This is a genomic window from Rhodococcus sp. NPDC003383 (assembly GCF_053589115.1).
This window is the reverse complement of sequence record NZ_JBSFRG010000023.1, coordinates 85,838-99,552: the sequence shown is the minus strand read 5'-3', so window position 1 is coordinate 99,552 and position 13,715 is coordinate 85,838. Positions and strand designations below refer to the sequence as shown.

Sequence of the window (13,715 nt, the reverse complement as noted above, 5' to 3'; positions counted from 1 at the left end):
AGAATCCGAACAACGTCCATGTCCAGCACATGCGGTTCTTCGCGCAGGCCGACGGTGTGGTGTTCATGTTCGACCCGCTCAAGCGCCACAAAGGCACACCGGCGGCGAAGCCGCACTCAGTACAGCGACCACAGAACGAACGCGAACATGAGCAGAATCAGCAGCGCTCCGACCTCGGCTGCGACCCCGCTGGGCCCCGCGACTCCTCCGACGTTCGCACTCCACGGCCGCAACGACCCTCCGACGCCACCCGATGCCTCGATCGGCACGTCTTCGGCGGCGCGGGCCAGCGTCGGACCGCCGTGGGGCGAGTTGTGGTCGATCAGGCGGCGCAGCGCGGGCTCCGCGTCGTCGACGCGCTCCCATGCGGATCGGGCGATCTCCGCAGGGCTCGCTCCGGTGCTTTCCCCGGCGAACGCCTCCTGCTCGAGAAATCCCCGGTAGAGCACGGCCCATTTCGCTTCGAGCGCCGAGACCAGGTCCGACTCCGACGCGAACACACTCGACGCCTCCGGCACGTCGACGTACGGCAGCGTGGTCTGCCCCGTCTCGGCCGCCCGGTCCAGGACGGCGTCGAGGACGGCGGTTTTGCGGTGGTACTCGTCCCAGCTCATCACGACCTCCTCGTGCACAACATTCCTGGGTGCTGCGCCGGCCGGAGTTCACAAACTCGCATCGGTTCACATACTCCGAGTCGGTCAAATACCTATGGTCGGAGAGTATCGTCGCGTACTGTGAACGTTGTCAAGTCCGGCCGCCGCGAGATGTACGCCGCCCTCACCAGGGACGCGGTCCTGGAAGCGGCACGCTCCCTCTTCGTCGACCGCGGGTTCGCCAACACCTCGGTCGAGGACATCGCCAAGCTCGCGAACGTCAGCAAAGGCGCCGTCTACCACCACTTCTCGGACAAGCAGACGATCTTCGCGCAGCTGGTCCGGGATTCGCTCGCCGACGGCCTGGCGACCGTCGTGAACGCGATCGGCGACGTGACGGACCCGTGGGAACGGGTGGAGCGGGCCCTGCGCGCCTACCTGAAGGTGTACGCCGAGGACAGGGACGCACGCGCCCTGCTGCGGCAGGTCGTCGGGGTCCTCGGCGAGGAACGCACCTGCGCACTCGACAACGAGTTCGTGATCCCGACGATCAAGGCACTACTCGTCGAACTGGACAACGCCGGTGAACTGAAGCCGCTGCCGATCGAGATCACCACACGACTGCTCTTCGACCTCCTGTGCGGCGCCGCGAAGTCGCTGGCCGGCACCGAGGAAACCGAATCGACGTCACGCGAAATGGAAACGGTTATCCTGCATATGTTCTCGGGCCTGCGCCGGAACCCGGTGCCACACTAGGCTTCCCACTCGTGCACGGGCCGGCCTCCGGCCATGTTGCGCACATAGTCGCGCATCATCTCGGTGAGCGCGGTTCGGCGATCCGCCCCCGCGGCCTCCCGGCGGGCGACCTGCGCACGCTGCCACGCCGCTCCCGTCTGACGGCTCAGACTGCGCTGTTCGATGATCCCGAGGTAACGGTCCTGCGCCCGCGACGACAGCCCGAACGCCTCGAGTCCCGCGTGCGCCAGCGGCAGCAGCCGACGCAACACCAGTTCGTCCGCGCCGACCCAGCCCAGACCGGGCCAGTACAACCGCGCATCCAGTCCGTATTTCGCGCCGATACCCAGATTCCCTTGTGCCGCATCGAAACTCATTCGGTGCCAGATCGGGAGTTCGGCGTCGACGAGGGCCCGCAGCGCGCCGTAGTAGAACGCGGCGTTGGCCATCATGTCGAGCACCGTGGGCCCCGCAGGCAACACGCGGTTCTCGATGCGCAGGTGCGGATGACCGTCCGCGATGTCGTAGACCGGCCGGTTCCACCGGTAGATGGTGCCGTTGTGCATCTGCAGCTCACGCAGTTCCGGGACACGACCCGCCGCCAGGTCCGCCTCCGGGTCGGCCTCGGACACCTCGGGCAACAGCGCCGGAAAGTACCGGGAATTCTCCTGGAACAGGTCGATCACCGAGTCGATCCACCGTTCCCCGAACCACACGCGCGGACGCACTCCCTGGTTCTTGAGTTCCAGCGTGCGGGTGTCGGTTGCCTGCGCGAACAACGGAATCCGGCTCTCGTGCCACAGCGCCTTCCCCGCCAGGAAAGGCGAATTCGCCGCCAACGCGACCTGCACGCCCGCGAGGCACTGCGCGGCGTTCCAGTGCGCGGCGAACTCCTCCGGCGCGACCCTCAGGTGGAGCTGCAGCGACGTACACGCCGCCTCCGGCACCACCGAGTTGGTGTCCGCCCGTAGCTGTTCGACGACGTCGGTGCCCGGCAGGGGCACCCCGTCGAGGTCGAGTTCGATGTCCTCGCCGCGCGCCGCGAAGATCTGTTCGTTGAGCGCCTCGTAGCGAGGGTTCGCCGTGATCCATTCGCGGCCGAGATGGTGGAGTTCGAGCGTCGGCAACATCCCGACCATGACGAGTTGCGCGTTCTGCCGGTGCATTCGCTCGTCGGCGCGCCGCAGCGACTGCCGGAGCTTTTCTTCGAGTTCGACGGTCGCGTCGCCGGTCAGCCGACCGGGTTCGACGTTCATCTCGACGTTGAACTGCCCGAGTTCGGTCTGGAACACGGACGCGTCGTCGATCGCCTCCAGGACCTCGAGGTTCGACATCGCCGGCGCCATGTCGTCGCGCACGAGATTGAACTCGATCTCCATGCCGAGCTGCGGTTCCGGCGGCTCGTGCACATCGATGAAAGCGTCGTCGCGCAACATGCGATCGAGCACCGACACGCAGGCTTGTACCTTGCGGCGGAACTGACGTCGGTCGTCACGCGTGAAGGATCGCATCCTGATCTCGGTGCCCATGACGTCCCCGTTCGATCCGGTAGCCGACGAACGTCCGGCCTATCCCCGGATACTATCCCCGGATCGGGTTACACGGCGCGGTAGCTGCTCCAGTCGGCGACGACACCGCGGGTGTTCAGCCACGCATTGGGATCGGTCTTGTTGCCGTCCTGATCCCACACCTCGAAATGGAGGTGCGGTCCGGTGGACCAGCCGCGGTTGCCGACGGTGGCGATCTGGTCGCCGGCGCTCACGCGCTGGCCCGCGGCGACCTGGTAGGTGTCGACGTGGCCGTAGACGGCGGTGCTGCCGTCGTCGTTGAGCACGCGCACCCACTGGCCGTAGCCGGAGGCCGGGCCGGCGTCGAGGACCGTGCCGTCGGAGGCGGACTTGATCGGGGTGCCGATCGGGGCGGCGATGTCGATGCCGCCGTGGTGCGAGCCCCAGCGCTGACCGAAGTCGGAGGTCAGGGTGCCCGACACCGGCTGCACCGTCGTCGGCTTGATCGGGTTCAGGTCGTTCAGCCACTGCCCGGCGTCACCGAACTGGTCGACGAGGTCTGCGAGCGGGGCGGGAAGTTCGGGACCGTGCACGTGGCCGTGGTCGTCGACGGGGGCGGTGACACCCGGGACCGCGGGAATCTCGAATCCGGCGGGCAGCAGGCCCTCGGGGACCTCGAACGGCAGCGAACCGGTCTGGGCCGGCGCCGGGGCGGCAGCGGCGGTACCCGCGGTGAGCTGAGCACCGACGGCGAAGAAGGCGCCGGTCGCGGCGGCGACGGTCGCGGCCTTCACCGGAACCGAGGGACCGGTGGGCTCCACGCGGTGACGGCCTCGCTCAGCGGCGGTGCCGGGCAGGTCGAACTCGAATGCCGCGACCTCGTCACGTCCGCGCTGGTGCCGTCCCACAGTTGCTACCTCGTCTTCGTCCGCTTCCGTCCGGAGGGTTCCGGCCGTTCCTGGCCGAACCAAGGTAACAAAACGATATCGCCATGCGCCACCGTTACGTTTCCTTTATCTCGAGTATCGGGAATCGGACCGACGCGTCGGTTTCGGAAACCCTTCCCCGCCCGGTGTGAGCGCACGGATCGACCGCGTCACAACCCCTGCTGCCCGACCGCTACACTCACATCCGCGCAGCGAATCGGCCCGCCCGTCTCCTGTGCACGCCCTCGTAGCTCAGGGGATAGAGCACGGCTCTCCTAAAGCCGGTGTCGCAGGTTCGAATCCTGCCGGGGGCACTTCACCGCACTACCGTTGCCGTGTGTCCGACTTCCCGGTGTTCGACGCCCACCTGCACATCATCGATCCGCGCTTCCCGCTGATCGAGAACGACGGCTACCTGCCGCCCGCGTTCACCGCCACCGACTATCGGACGCGCGTCGCCACGCTAGGCGTGACCGGCGGCGCCGTCGTGTCGGGCTCGTTCCAGGGTTTCGACCAGAGTTACCTGCTCGACGCGCTGCAGGTCCTCGGCACGGGCTTCGTCGGAGTGACACAGCTTCCGGCATCGGCGACCGACGACGAGATCGTCCGGCTCGATGCGGCCGGGGTCCGCGCGGTCCGGTTCAACGTCCGACGGGGCGGATCGGCGTCGATCACCGACCTCGACGCACTCGCACGCCGCGTCCACGAGGTCGCCGGGTGGCACGCCGAACTGTATGTCGATGCCCGGGACCTGCCCGGACTTGCGGCGACGATCGAGCGGCTGCCCGCGGTGAGCATCGATCATCTCGGGCTCTCCGCGGAAGGACTCCCCCACCTGCTGAAACTCGCCGAGCGTGGGGTCCGGGTCAAGGCCACCGGGTTCGGGCGGGTCGACTTCGACGTCCCGTCCGCACTGCGGGCCGTCGCCGCGGCGAATCCGTCGGCGCTGATGTTCGGCACGGATCTGCCGTCGACGCGAGCGCCCCGCCCGTTCCGCGACGAGGACGTCGAACTCGTCGTCGATGCTCTCGGGACCGAGCTCGGCGCGGCGGCCCTGTCCGGCAACGCACGAGAGTTCTATCGCCTCGATCGACTGCGCCAAGATCACCGAAACAGCCCCGAGACCGAAACCGGTCGATAAACTCGATCGAGTCAAACGGTACGCGGGACGCGCCGCGTGCGCTTCGGGGAGCGCAGTGGTGGACGCCCGGACGTGACATCCCCTTTCGAGGAAGCAGCAGCATGAGCGCCCTGCGAATGACCCGTCGAATCCTTGCCGTTGCGGCGCCGATTGCGGCGGCCGCACTCTTCACCGGCGTCGCGGCAGCGGCCCCGCCTCAGGGACTGGGGACCGCCGTCACCATCGGTTGCCTCAACCAGGGCAGCCTCGCGTCGTTCTCGGCCATCACCGCGCAGCCCGGACCCGAAACGTCGCCGCCCATCGGCGCCGGCGAGGTGCTGTTCACGAGCGCACCCGCTCTGGGACCGGTGCCCGCCGCCGGTCAGGTCACCGTCGCCTGGCTGAACCGCGACACCGGCCAGGCCGGAATCACCGACCTGACCGGTACCTACCCGAACCTGTCGGGTGTGGCGAAGACCGGCTCGGGCAACGTGTTGACCACCGTGTTCGGTTCGGTCAGCCTGGGCAGCGGACCGGTCTGCAACTCGACGCCTGCGACCGGGATGGTCTTCGTTCCCTGAGTTCGCAGTCCCGAGTTCAGGAACGGCTGAGTTCACGCACCGGTGACACGCGGCGCCGGCCCGGCACGAGCATCGGCACCTGAGTCCGGTAGGTGCGGTACCTGTCCCCGAAGGTGCCGATGAGGTCGTGTTCCTCGAGCTGTATGGCGACGAGGACGTAGACGGTCGTGACCGCGGCGAACATGAGTCCTCCCACGGACATCGTGGGCGCCACCCAGAACGCGATCAGGAAGCCTGCGTACAGCGGGTGCCGCACGATCCGGTACAGGCGCGGCGTGAGGAATTCCGCGGTGGCAGCGGGCAATTCGAGCTGATTGCGGATCACCTGACGGACACCGAACAGGTCGAAGTGGTCGATCGCGAATGTCGACGCCAGAACCAGTGCGAACCCACCGAGCGAGACGGCGTAGAGGACGACGCGCAGCCACATCGTCTCGACGTCCCATACCTGCTGCGGTATCGGACGCCACTGCCACATCACCAGTGCCAGTGCGGCGCTGGCGAACAGGACGTAGGTCGCCCGTTCGATCGGTGGTGGAACGATACGGGTCCACCGGCGTTTGAACCAGGGCCGGGCCATCACCGAATGCTGCACCGCGAAGATCGACAGCAACGCGAGGTCGATGACCACCGCGACCGCGGTGGGTGCGGCGGGCCCCTCGTCGATCGTGCGGGGTACGACGAGTCCTTCGACCCATCCGATGGCGTAGAGGAATACGACGAGGAACGCGCCGTAGGCGAGCATGCCGTATCCGGTCATGAGGGTGCGGGACAGGCGTGAGGTGGTGTGAGTTGTCATGCGGTCGAGTCTGTGGACCGGCACACCCACCGGATAGGCACCCGGGGTGGCGGATTCGGCCACCCCACCGTTTCAGCGTGGGCTGTACATGATCAGCCCGACGCCGACCAGGCACACCAGGGCTCCCGCGATGTCCCATCGGTCGGGGCGGAACCCGTCCATCACCACGCCCCACAGCAGCGAACCGGCGACGAACACCCCGCCGTAGGCCGCGAGGATCCGGCCGAAGTTGGCGTCGGGCTGCAGGGTTGCGACGAATCCGTAGGCGCCGAGCGCGATGACCCCGGCGCCGATCCAGATCCAGCCGCGATGTTCCCGCACGCCCTGCCACACCAGCCAGGCACCGCCGATCTCGAAGAGGGCGGCGAGGGCGAACAGGACGAGCGATTTGGTGACGGTCACGCGGAAGACCCTACGGTCCGGTCCCGCCGGTTGCCGTCGGGCCCGAACTCCGCGCGTCGCACCGATTCTCCGCTCACCAGGACGGACACCATCGTCGCCCGGCCGGGAGGAAGCACTCGGACGGTGACGGAACCGTCCGTCACGGCGGCGAGCTCGTCGGCGATGGCCGCCTGAACCCGATCCCGGACAGTGGGTTCGGCGTCGTCCATGCCGTGGTCGTCGAGCAGCACGACGTCCACACCGCGACGGCGCGCGGCCGCAACCTCCTCGACGAGATCGGGGTTCTGCAGTATGGGCGCCCGCACGCTGTCGCGGAGCCGCGCTTCGAGCACCAGGCATTCGAGGCGTTCGGCAGCGTCGAGTTCCGATCCGGACGCGATGCGCTCGAGAAGCGGCCGGGCGAGTTCGTCGAGCCTGTCGAGTTGCGCGTCGCGTTCCTCGATCATCGCCGACGCCGCGGCCTCCGCCGCGATCCGCTGCGTGGACTGCTCCCGTAACTCGTAGATCGATCGGACGACCGGTCGGATCATGTATGCGAAGACGGTGCCCATGAGTACGGGGGCAGCGTTGATCGCCACGACGACGAATCCGACTTCCCCGGCCTCCCCGGCACCGACGATGGCGGTCGCGAACATCAGCACATAGCCAAGCCAGGCGAGCGCGACACGCCCCCGCACGCACATGAACGAAAAGATGATCTTCGACAGACCGACCGTCCACAGCGGCGAGAGATCGGGCATCGGCAGCGGGCCGGCCAACAGCACGAACCCGCAGGACACCACGCCGCTCGAGGCCAGCGCGATCGACGGCCCGAGCGGCATCGGGTCGCCCGGGACCGCCACGAGCGCAACCGCGGCGGCGATACACACCCCCGCCGCAGGTATCAGCGGCCAGATCGACCCGGCGTCGGGCGCAGCGTCGACGGCGAGGAGGACGCAGGTGACGGCATACAGGGCGACCAGCGCCCAGGCGGCCGGGGTGCGCATCCCGAGCAGATCACGGATATCGGGGACGGGTCCGGTCATCTCGGCTCCTGCCAGGTGATTGTGACGATCGTGCCCTGCCGGGGCGCCGACTCGACCGTCGCGTCACCGCCGTCGAGCGCCCGCATGCGCGCACCGATGGAGACGGCGATGCCGAGTCGGCGGCCACCGACCCGGGCCGGATCGAACCCGATACCGTCGTCTGCCGCGGTCACGGTGAGGGCTCCGGCAGCGGCGTCGACGGTGACCGCACGCGTCGCCGCCGCGCCCGCGTGGCGGACGCTGTTGCGGAGCGCCTCGGCGAGCGCGGCCGCGACGGCCGCGCCCACGTCGCGCGGGTACGGCGTGCCCGCGGCGCCGGGAGCGATGTTCACCACGAACCCGACATTCTCGTCGACTTCGGTTGCGACGGAACGAAGCCGAGCCACCACGCCGCCGACATCGGATCCCGGGTCGTCGCCGGAGTTCACGCGGAGATCGTCGAGTTCGGCGATCGCGCGCCGGGCCTGCCCGACCACTCGCTCGTCCGTCTCCTGGCGGCCCGCGGACAGCAACGTCGACATGACCCGGTCGTGGACGAGCGCGGCGAACCGCGTCCGTTCCGCGGACTTCGCCTCGGCCGCGGCGGCAGCGGACGCGGTGGCGTGGGTGGTCGCGATCGTCGCGTCGAGGGTCCGGCCGGCTGCGAGCCCGATGGTGGCGGCCCCGACGAACATCATCGAATATGTCGCGATGAACGCGAAGGACGGCAGCGCATGATCTCCGACCGGAATGTCACGCACGATCCGGTCGGTGGCGTGCACCAGCACTTCGACGACGGCGAGATGCGCGAACGGTCGCCAGCTTCGCCATGCCGCGACCGCGGACAGCGCGGGCAGCCCGGGGACGAGGGTGAGCCACAGGTAGTCGTCGCCGGCGATGTGTCCACCGTTCCAGGCCGGCCACCACAGCACGGTCACCGCAACGAACAGCCACGCATTGGCTGCTGCGGTGCGGCGGAGACAGCGCACGTCCGGATGGAACGTCGCCGCGCCCATCGCCAGCGCGGAGCCGACGATCGCGGTCACGGCGAGCGGCGTCCACCATCCGGCGGTCACGGCGGCGGCGGTGGGCATGTAGCCGATTACGGGCACCAGGTAGAACAGGTAGCCGAGGACCACGAAGCGGACGAAGACCCGCACGAACCGGTCGCCTGCGGAACCACCCTCGTCGAACCGGACGCGCCGGCTCACAGCTCGTCGATGTCGATCAATCCGTCCTGCAAGGCCCGGGCGAGCAGCATGGCCTTCGTCGGGGCCGCTCTGCCGACCAGCGCGTATTTGTCCCGGATGCGGGCGATGTGGGTGCTCACCGTCGTCGGAGCGACGAACAGCCGTGCCGCCGCCTTCGATTTCGAGTCGCTCATCAACCATTCGCGCAGGATCTCCACTTCCCGTGCCGACAGCGTCGGCTTGACACTCTCCTGGTCCACAGGGCGTTCGAGCATGCTGGTCATGGGCAGGTCCTCCGTTGTCGAGCGATCTGCTGCGAAATTACGCAAACTGCGCATGCGTGCCGAGACGGATATTCCTCTGCCCAAGAAACCGGGGGCATCGTTACCTTTGCTTACAAAATGCCGCTCAGTAGACGCCCGGACCTTCACTCGCCGTCCGCGGACGTTCGGGAATCGGCAGCAATCCGTCCTCGACCGCGCGCTTGTACAGGTCCGTCTTCGTCGGCGCGGGCCGGCCCGCCTCGGCGTACTTCTGCCGGATGCGCTGCAGGTAGTCGTTGACCGTCTGCGGCGCGAGTCCGGTCAGCCGTGCCACCCGGTCGAGCTTCTCCCCCGACGCATACAGTTCGAGAACCTCCAGCTGGCGGGGACTCAGGCCGACGTCCCCCAGATCGGGGTCCCCGTCGATGGCCGCGGCCCAGTCCGTGCTCACGACCTGCCCACCCGACGCCGCCGTCCGGATCGCCTCGACCACCACGGCCGCCGGCGCGGATTTCCGCACCACCCCGAGAACACCCGCGCGCGCGGCGGACCGCACCAGGTACGGATTCTCCGCACCGGTGAAGATCAGCGTCTCGATGCCCGCGGCCCGAAGCTGCTCGACATTGTTCTTCGGTGACGATCCGTCCTCGAGCCGGAGATCGAGGATCGCGAGATCCAGACGGACATTGCGGGCGAGCAACTCCTGCACGGTCGGTGCGGCACACACCAGTTCCAGGTCCGGTTCGGCAGCGAGCATCGCGCCCAGACCCAGCACCACCGACTCGTGGTCCTCGACAACACCGATTGCGCGGACGGACGTCCCGGAATCCTCGGCCAACTTCGCCCCTCCCGAACACCCGACACAGATTCGAGAACGTTAACAGGGGAATGAGACACGTGGCGTCAGGCGCGACGCACGTCGGCGGGCTCGATGTCCTCGCGCAGCCCCCGCCAGATCGGGTGCCGCAGCCGGCCGCCGTCGGTCCACGACTGGAAGCGCACCTCCCCCACCAGTCGCGGGGTCACCCACACGGCGCCGCGCGCGTCGGCGGTGGGAATGGCCTCCACGAACGGCGAAGTGCGCCGCCGCAACCGGTCGAGGGACGCGGTCAGCGTGGTGAGGGTGCGGTCGTCGAACCCGGAGCCGACGCGCCCGACGAACACGAGGTCGTCACCCTCGTACACCCCGAGCAGCAGCGCACCGAAGGTGTCCGACCGGGCGCCCTGACCGGGCCGGTATCCGCCGACGACGACCTCCTGGGTGAGCCAGTTCTTCGCCTTGATCCACGCGGTGCCGCGCTTGCCCGGCAGATACACCGAGTCGCGCCGCTTGGCGATCACCCCTTCCCAACCGCGGTCGAGGCTCTCCTCGAGGGCCTCGGTTCCGCCGCCCGGCAACGTCTCCGGCACCTCCAGTCCGGGCGCGGCCGCACCCAGCAGTTCGAGCACCCGCCTGCGGTCGCTGTACGTCTTGCGGAGCAGGGAGACTCCGTCGAGATAGAGGATGTCGAACACGAGGAAGGTGGGCCGGCCACCGGACTGCAGCAGCGGAAAACTCGAGACACCGTGCGGGTCGAAGGTGACGATCTCACCGTCGAGGACCGCGTCGTGACCGTCGAGGATCTGCGCGAGAACCCCGAGCGACGGATAGTCCGCGGTGATGTCACGACCCGACCGGGAACGGATGCGCAGTCCGCCGTCGTGGACCTCGACGATGGCGCGGATGCCGTCCCATTTACCTTCGAACGCCCAGTCCCGTTCGTCGAGGCCGCTCACGTCGCCGAGGGTCGCGAGCATCGGCGCGAGGTCGCGGGGGAACGGCCCGGACGGCGACGGCGTCTGATCCTTCATCAGGTGCGCGAGCCACTGGGTACCTTCGGTGCGGATCAGGGCGTAGCGACCCTGCACGCGACGGCCATGCAGCTGCACGATGACCTCGTCGTCCCGCCACTTCTCCGCCACATAGGTGCCGGTGTCCCACACCGTCATCGTGCCGGCGCCGTACTCGCCCTTCGGGATGGTGCCGTGGAACGTGAGGTATTCGAGCGGGTGGTCCTCGGTGCGGACCGCCAGGTGGTTGCGGCCGGTTTCGTCGGGCAGGTTCTTCGGCACCGCCCACGACGCCAGCACGCCGTCGCGTTCGAGCCGCAGGTCGTAGTGCAGCCGCCGGGCATTGTGCTCCTGGATCACGAACCGGTCGCCGGGGCCACCGGCGGCGACCGTGTCCGGCACCGGTTCGGGCGTGCGTGACGCGTCGCGTTTGCCGCGGTACTCGGCCAGCGCGTCCGCCCGATCCTGGCCGGGCAGCGGCGGATCCAGCCCCTCGAGCAGATCACCGTCGGCCTCGACACGGGCGAGCACCTCGTCGAACCGCAGCTGCGACAGATCGGGGTCCTCGAGCTCCTCCCAGGTGCGCGGCGCCGCGACCCAGGGCTCGTCGCGACCGCGCAGCGAATACGGCGCGACCGTCGTCTTGGCGGCGTTGTTCTGGCTCCAGTCGACGAAGACCCGGCCTCCCCGAGCGGCTTTCGCCATCGTCGCGGTCACCAGGTCGGGGTGCAGCTTCTCGAGATTCGTCGCGACGGTCCGCGCGACGGTCGACGCCCCGTCCGACTGCAGCGGCCGATCCAAGGGGACATAGAGGTGAATTCCCTTGCTGCCGCTGGTCACCGGATACGCCGTCCATCCCAGTTCGGCGACCGTGTCGCGCACGAGGCGCGCCACCTGCGCACAGTCCGCCAGCCCGACACCCTGGCCGGGATCGAGGTCGAACACGATGCGCGTCGCGGCGCCTCGCGTGTTACCGGCGAAACGCCACTGCGGGACATGCAGTTCCAGCGCACCCTGCTGCCCGAGCCACGCGAGGGAGGCCACCGAATCGAACAGTGGATAGGTGACGGTGCGCTGCTTGTGGTGCAGCGTCCGGCGGTCGAGCCAACCGGGGGCGTGCGCCGCCAGATTCTTCTCGAAGAACGACTGGTCGTCCACGCCGTTCGGCCAGCGCTTGCGGGTGCCGGCACGACCGGCGACGTGGGGCAGCATCGCGTCGGCGATCGCCACGTAGTAGTCGATCACCTCACCCTTGGTGGTACCGGTGCGGGGGTAGAGCACCTTGTCGAGGTTGGTCAGCTTCAGGCGACGGTCCCCGAACGTGCGGGTCGGCATCACCTCATTGTGCCAATCGTTCGCGTTGATCTTGCTGGATCGGGACGGGGAAGGCAGTATTGCCCCGTGTTGTCCCCGCTGCGACGCCTGCGCGCTGCGGCGGTGATCATTGCCGTCGCGGCGATTCCGGCCGCCTGCACCGCATCGCCGGAACCGGATCCGGTCCCCGCGACCACCACGTCACTCGCACCGGCGACGACCCGGATCCCACCCACCGACGCGATCGACGACTGCGGACCCGGCTCCCGCACCACCCACACCGACGGGGTACTCACCCTCGCCACCGACGATCCCGCCTACGCTCCGTGGTTCGTCGACGACGATCCCGCCAACGGCCGGGGGTACGAAGGTGCGGTCGCCGCCGCGGTCGCGGAAAGACTCGGCTACACCCCCGAGCAGGTCCGCATCGAGCGGGTCGGTTTCAACGAGATGATCGCGCCCGGGGACAAGACCTTCGACGCGGCGCTCGGACAGGTCACGATCGTCGACACCCGCCGCGACGCGGTGGACCTGTCGTCCCCGTACTACGCGGTCGGGCAGGCGATCGTGGCGCGACAGGGCAGCCCCGCGGCAGCCGCCACCTCGCTGGCGGACCTGTCCGGGATGAAACTGGGTGCGCAACAGGGTTCGACGAGCCTGCTCGCCATCACCGACACCATCCACGCCGCCGCCGAACCCGTGGCCTTCGAGACCACCGACGACTCCAAGTCCGCCCTCGCGGACGGGACGGTCGACGGAATCGTGGTGGATCTGCCGACGGGGTTCCAGATCACCGAGCAGATTCCCGGCACGGTGGTCGTCGGTCAGTTCCCGCGGCCCAACGAGGTCACCGAGTTCTTCGGCATGGTGCTCGAGAAGGACAGTCCGCTCACGCCGTGTGTGTCGGCCGCGATCGACAGCCTCTACGCGGACGGGACACTCGACGAGTTCGCGACGCAGTGGCTCGCCGGAACCGGCGGAGCGCCCGTCCTCGAATAGTCGTCAGCCGTAGAGTTCGGCGAATTTCCGCAACGACGCCTCGAGATCGCCGCGCAGAGTGCGCGCGACACCCGACCCGATCGGCCCGAACAGCGGAGCCCCGCCGAGGTCGATGTTCAGCGACAGGTCCGACCCGCCGGTGGTTCCGGTGACGGTGAGCAGCAGCCGAAACTTCGTTCCGCCCTTGCCGTTTCCGCGCAGCACCAGATGGTGCGGGGCATCGATCTCCTCGACCTTCCACGCGACCCGGTTGCGCAGTCCCTTGACGGACACCACGGATTCGGCGGTCGTACCCACCGTCAGCTCCTCGGGCAGCTCGCTGCGCCAGCCGTCGTGGATGGTGAGCCACTCGTCGAATCGGTGCAGGTCCGACGCGGTGGCCCAGGTTCGTTCCGGATCGAGCGGGACGCGGGTGGTGACCTCGAGTTTCGCCATGCGCGGAAGCGTAGAC

Annotated in this window: 15 protein-coding genes and 1 tRNA gene; 5 read left to right on the top strand and 11 right to left on the bottom strand. The window is 68.6% G+C overall.

Annotated features, from left to right (window positions below; all coding sequences use genetic code 11):
- Positions 1-116 precede the first annotated feature (116 nt).
- Positions 117-614: a hypothetical protein gene (locus tag ACWDTS_RS19790; RefSeq protein WP_450109268.1), complete on the bottom strand. Its 498-nt coding sequence runs from the start codon at positions 612-614 to the stop codon at positions 117-119.
- A 120-nt stretch (positions 615-734) separates the two neighbouring features.
- Between ACWDTS_RS19790 and ACWDTS_RS19785 the strand changes: the two genes are divergently transcribed.
- On the top strand, positions 735-1,349 hold the full coding sequence (locus tag ACWDTS_RS19785) for a TetR/AcrR family transcriptional regulator (protein ID WP_450109267.1): 615 nt from the start codon (positions 735-737) through the stop codon (positions 1,347-1,349).
- Here the strand turns inward: ACWDTS_RS19785 and ACWDTS_RS19780 are convergent.
- On the bottom strand, positions 1,346-2,857 hold the full coding sequence (locus ACWDTS_RS19780) for a glutamate-cysteine ligase family protein (RefSeq protein WP_450118860.1): 1,512 nt from the start codon (positions 2,855-2,857) through the stop codon (positions 1,346-1,348). The genes ACWDTS_RS19785 and ACWDTS_RS19780 overlap by 4 nt on opposite strands.
- Before the next feature lie 68 nt (positions 2,858-2,925).
- The gene (locus tag ACWDTS_RS19775; protein WP_248675782.1) at positions 2,926-3,744 is read right to left on the bottom strand and encodes a M23 family metallopeptidase; all 819 of its coding nucleotides are present in this window, start codon (positions 3,742-3,744) and stop codon (positions 2,926-2,928) included.
- Positions 3,745-4,003: 259 nt separating this feature from the next.
- Between ACWDTS_RS19775 and ACWDTS_RS19770 the strand changes: the two genes are divergently transcribed.
- The 3 genes from ACWDTS_RS19770 (at position 4,004) to ACWDTS_RS19760 (ending at position 5,463) form a co-directional block, all read left to right on the top strand.
- Positions 4,004-4,076, top strand: a tRNA-Arg gene (locus ACWDTS_RS19770).
- 23 nt (positions 4,077-4,099) lie between these two features.
- Positions 4,100-4,903, top strand: a complete 804-nt coding sequence (locus ACWDTS_RS19765; protein WP_450118859.1) for an amidohydrolase family protein — start codon at positions 4,100-4,102, stop codon at positions 4,901-4,903.
- Positions 4,904-5,004: 101 nt separating this feature from the next.
- Complete coding sequence (locus ACWDTS_RS19760) at positions 5,005-5,463, top strand: hypothetical protein (RefSeq protein ID WP_450118858.1); 459 nt, start codon at positions 5,005-5,007, stop codon at positions 5,461-5,463.
- 16 nt (positions 5,464-5,479) lie between these two features.
- Here ACWDTS_RS19760 and mddA read toward each other — a convergent pair whose 3' ends face one another.
- From mddA to ACWDTS_RS19725, 7 genes are all read right to left on the bottom strand, one after another.
- Complete coding sequence (gene mddA, locus ACWDTS_RS19755; protein WP_248675780.1) at positions 5,480-6,262, bottom strand: methanethiol S-methyltransferase; 783 nt, start codon at positions 6,260-6,262, stop codon at positions 5,480-5,482.
- Between the two features lie 72 nt (positions 6,263-6,334).
- Positions 6,335-6,664: a YnfA family protein gene (locus ACWDTS_RS19750; RefSeq protein ID WP_450109262.1), complete on the bottom strand. Its 330-nt coding sequence runs from the start codon at positions 6,662-6,664 to the stop codon at positions 6,335-6,337.
- Positions 6,661-7,689: a hypothetical protein gene (locus ACWDTS_RS19745; protein ID WP_450118857.1), complete on the bottom strand. Its 1,029-nt coding sequence runs from the start codon at positions 7,687-7,689 to the stop codon at positions 6,661-6,663. Before ACWDTS_RS19745 ends, ACWDTS_RS19750 begins: the two co-directional genes overlap by 4 nt.
- Entirely contained in the window at positions 7,686-8,879 is a 1,194-nt protein-coding gene (locus tag ACWDTS_RS19740) for a sensor histidine kinase (protein ID WP_450118856.1), read from the bottom strand. The genes ACWDTS_RS19745 and ACWDTS_RS19740 overlap by 4 nt, the downstream gene beginning before the upstream one ends.
- On the bottom strand, positions 8,876-9,142 hold the full coding sequence (locus ACWDTS_RS19735) for a LuxR C-terminal-related transcriptional regulator (RefSeq protein WP_450109259.1): 267 nt from the start codon (positions 9,140-9,142) through the stop codon (positions 8,876-8,878). Before ACWDTS_RS19735 ends, ACWDTS_RS19740 begins: the two co-directional genes overlap by 4 nt.
- Before the next feature lie 124 nt (positions 9,143-9,266).
- The gene (locus ACWDTS_RS19730; RefSeq protein WP_450118855.1) at positions 9,267-9,959 is read right to left on the bottom strand and encodes a LuxR C-terminal-related transcriptional regulator; all 693 of its coding nucleotides are present in this window, start codon (positions 9,957-9,959) and stop codon (positions 9,267-9,269) included.
- A gap of 65 nt (positions 9,960-10,024) precedes the next feature.
- The gene (locus ACWDTS_RS19725; protein WP_450118854.1) at positions 10,025-12,286 is read right to left on the bottom strand and encodes an ATP-dependent DNA ligase; all 2,262 of its coding nucleotides are present in this window, start codon (positions 12,284-12,286) and stop codon (positions 10,025-10,027) included.
- Between the two features lie 66 nt (positions 12,287-12,352).
- Here ACWDTS_RS19725 and ACWDTS_RS19720 point away from each other — a divergent pair, with 66 nt between their 5' ends.
- On the top strand, positions 12,353-13,264 hold the full coding sequence (locus tag ACWDTS_RS19720; RefSeq protein ID WP_450118853.1) for an ABC transporter substrate-binding protein: 912 nt from the start codon (positions 12,353-12,355) through the stop codon (positions 13,262-13,264).
- A 3-nt stretch (positions 13,265-13,267) separates the two neighbouring features.
- Here the strand turns inward: ACWDTS_RS19720 and ACWDTS_RS19715 are convergent, their stop codons facing one another.
- Complete coding sequence (locus ACWDTS_RS19715; protein ID WP_450109255.1) at positions 13,268-13,699, bottom strand: type II toxin-antitoxin system Rv0910 family toxin; 432 nt, start codon at positions 13,697-13,699, stop codon at positions 13,268-13,270.
- Between the last annotated feature and the right edge of the window lie 16 nt (positions 13,700-13,715).

Coding starts and splice junctions, on each gene's coding strand:
- ACWDTS_RS19790 (WP_450109268.1), bottom strand. CDS start 614: ATGAGCTGGGACGAGTACCACCGCAAAACCGCCGTCCTCGACGCCGTC.
- ACWDTS_RS19780 (WP_450118860.1), bottom strand. CDS start 2,857: ATGGGCACCGAGATCAGGATGCGATCCTTCACGCGTGACGACCGACGT.
- ACWDTS_RS19760 (WP_450118858.1), top strand. CDS start 5,005: ATGAGCGCCCTGCGAATGACCCGTCGAATCCTTGCCGTTGCGGCGCCG.
- mddA (WP_248675780.1), bottom strand. CDS start 6,262: ATGACAACTCACACCACCTCACGCCTGTCCCGCACCCTCATGACCGGA.
- ACWDTS_RS19745 (WP_450118857.1), bottom strand. CDS start 7,689: ATGACCGGACCCGTCCCCGATATCCGTGATCTGCTCGGGATGCGCACC.
- ACWDTS_RS19735 (WP_450109259.1), bottom strand. CDS start 9,142: ATGACCAGCATGCTCGAACGCCCTGTGGACCAGGAGAGTGTCAAGCCG.
- ACWDTS_RS19725 (WP_450118854.1), bottom strand. CDS start 12,286: ATGCCGACCCGCACGTTCGGGGACCGTCGCCTGAAGCTGACCAACCTC.
- ACWDTS_RS19715 (WP_450109255.1), bottom strand. CDS start 13,699: ATGGCGAAACTCGAGGTCACCACCCGCGTCCCGCTCGATCCGGAACGA.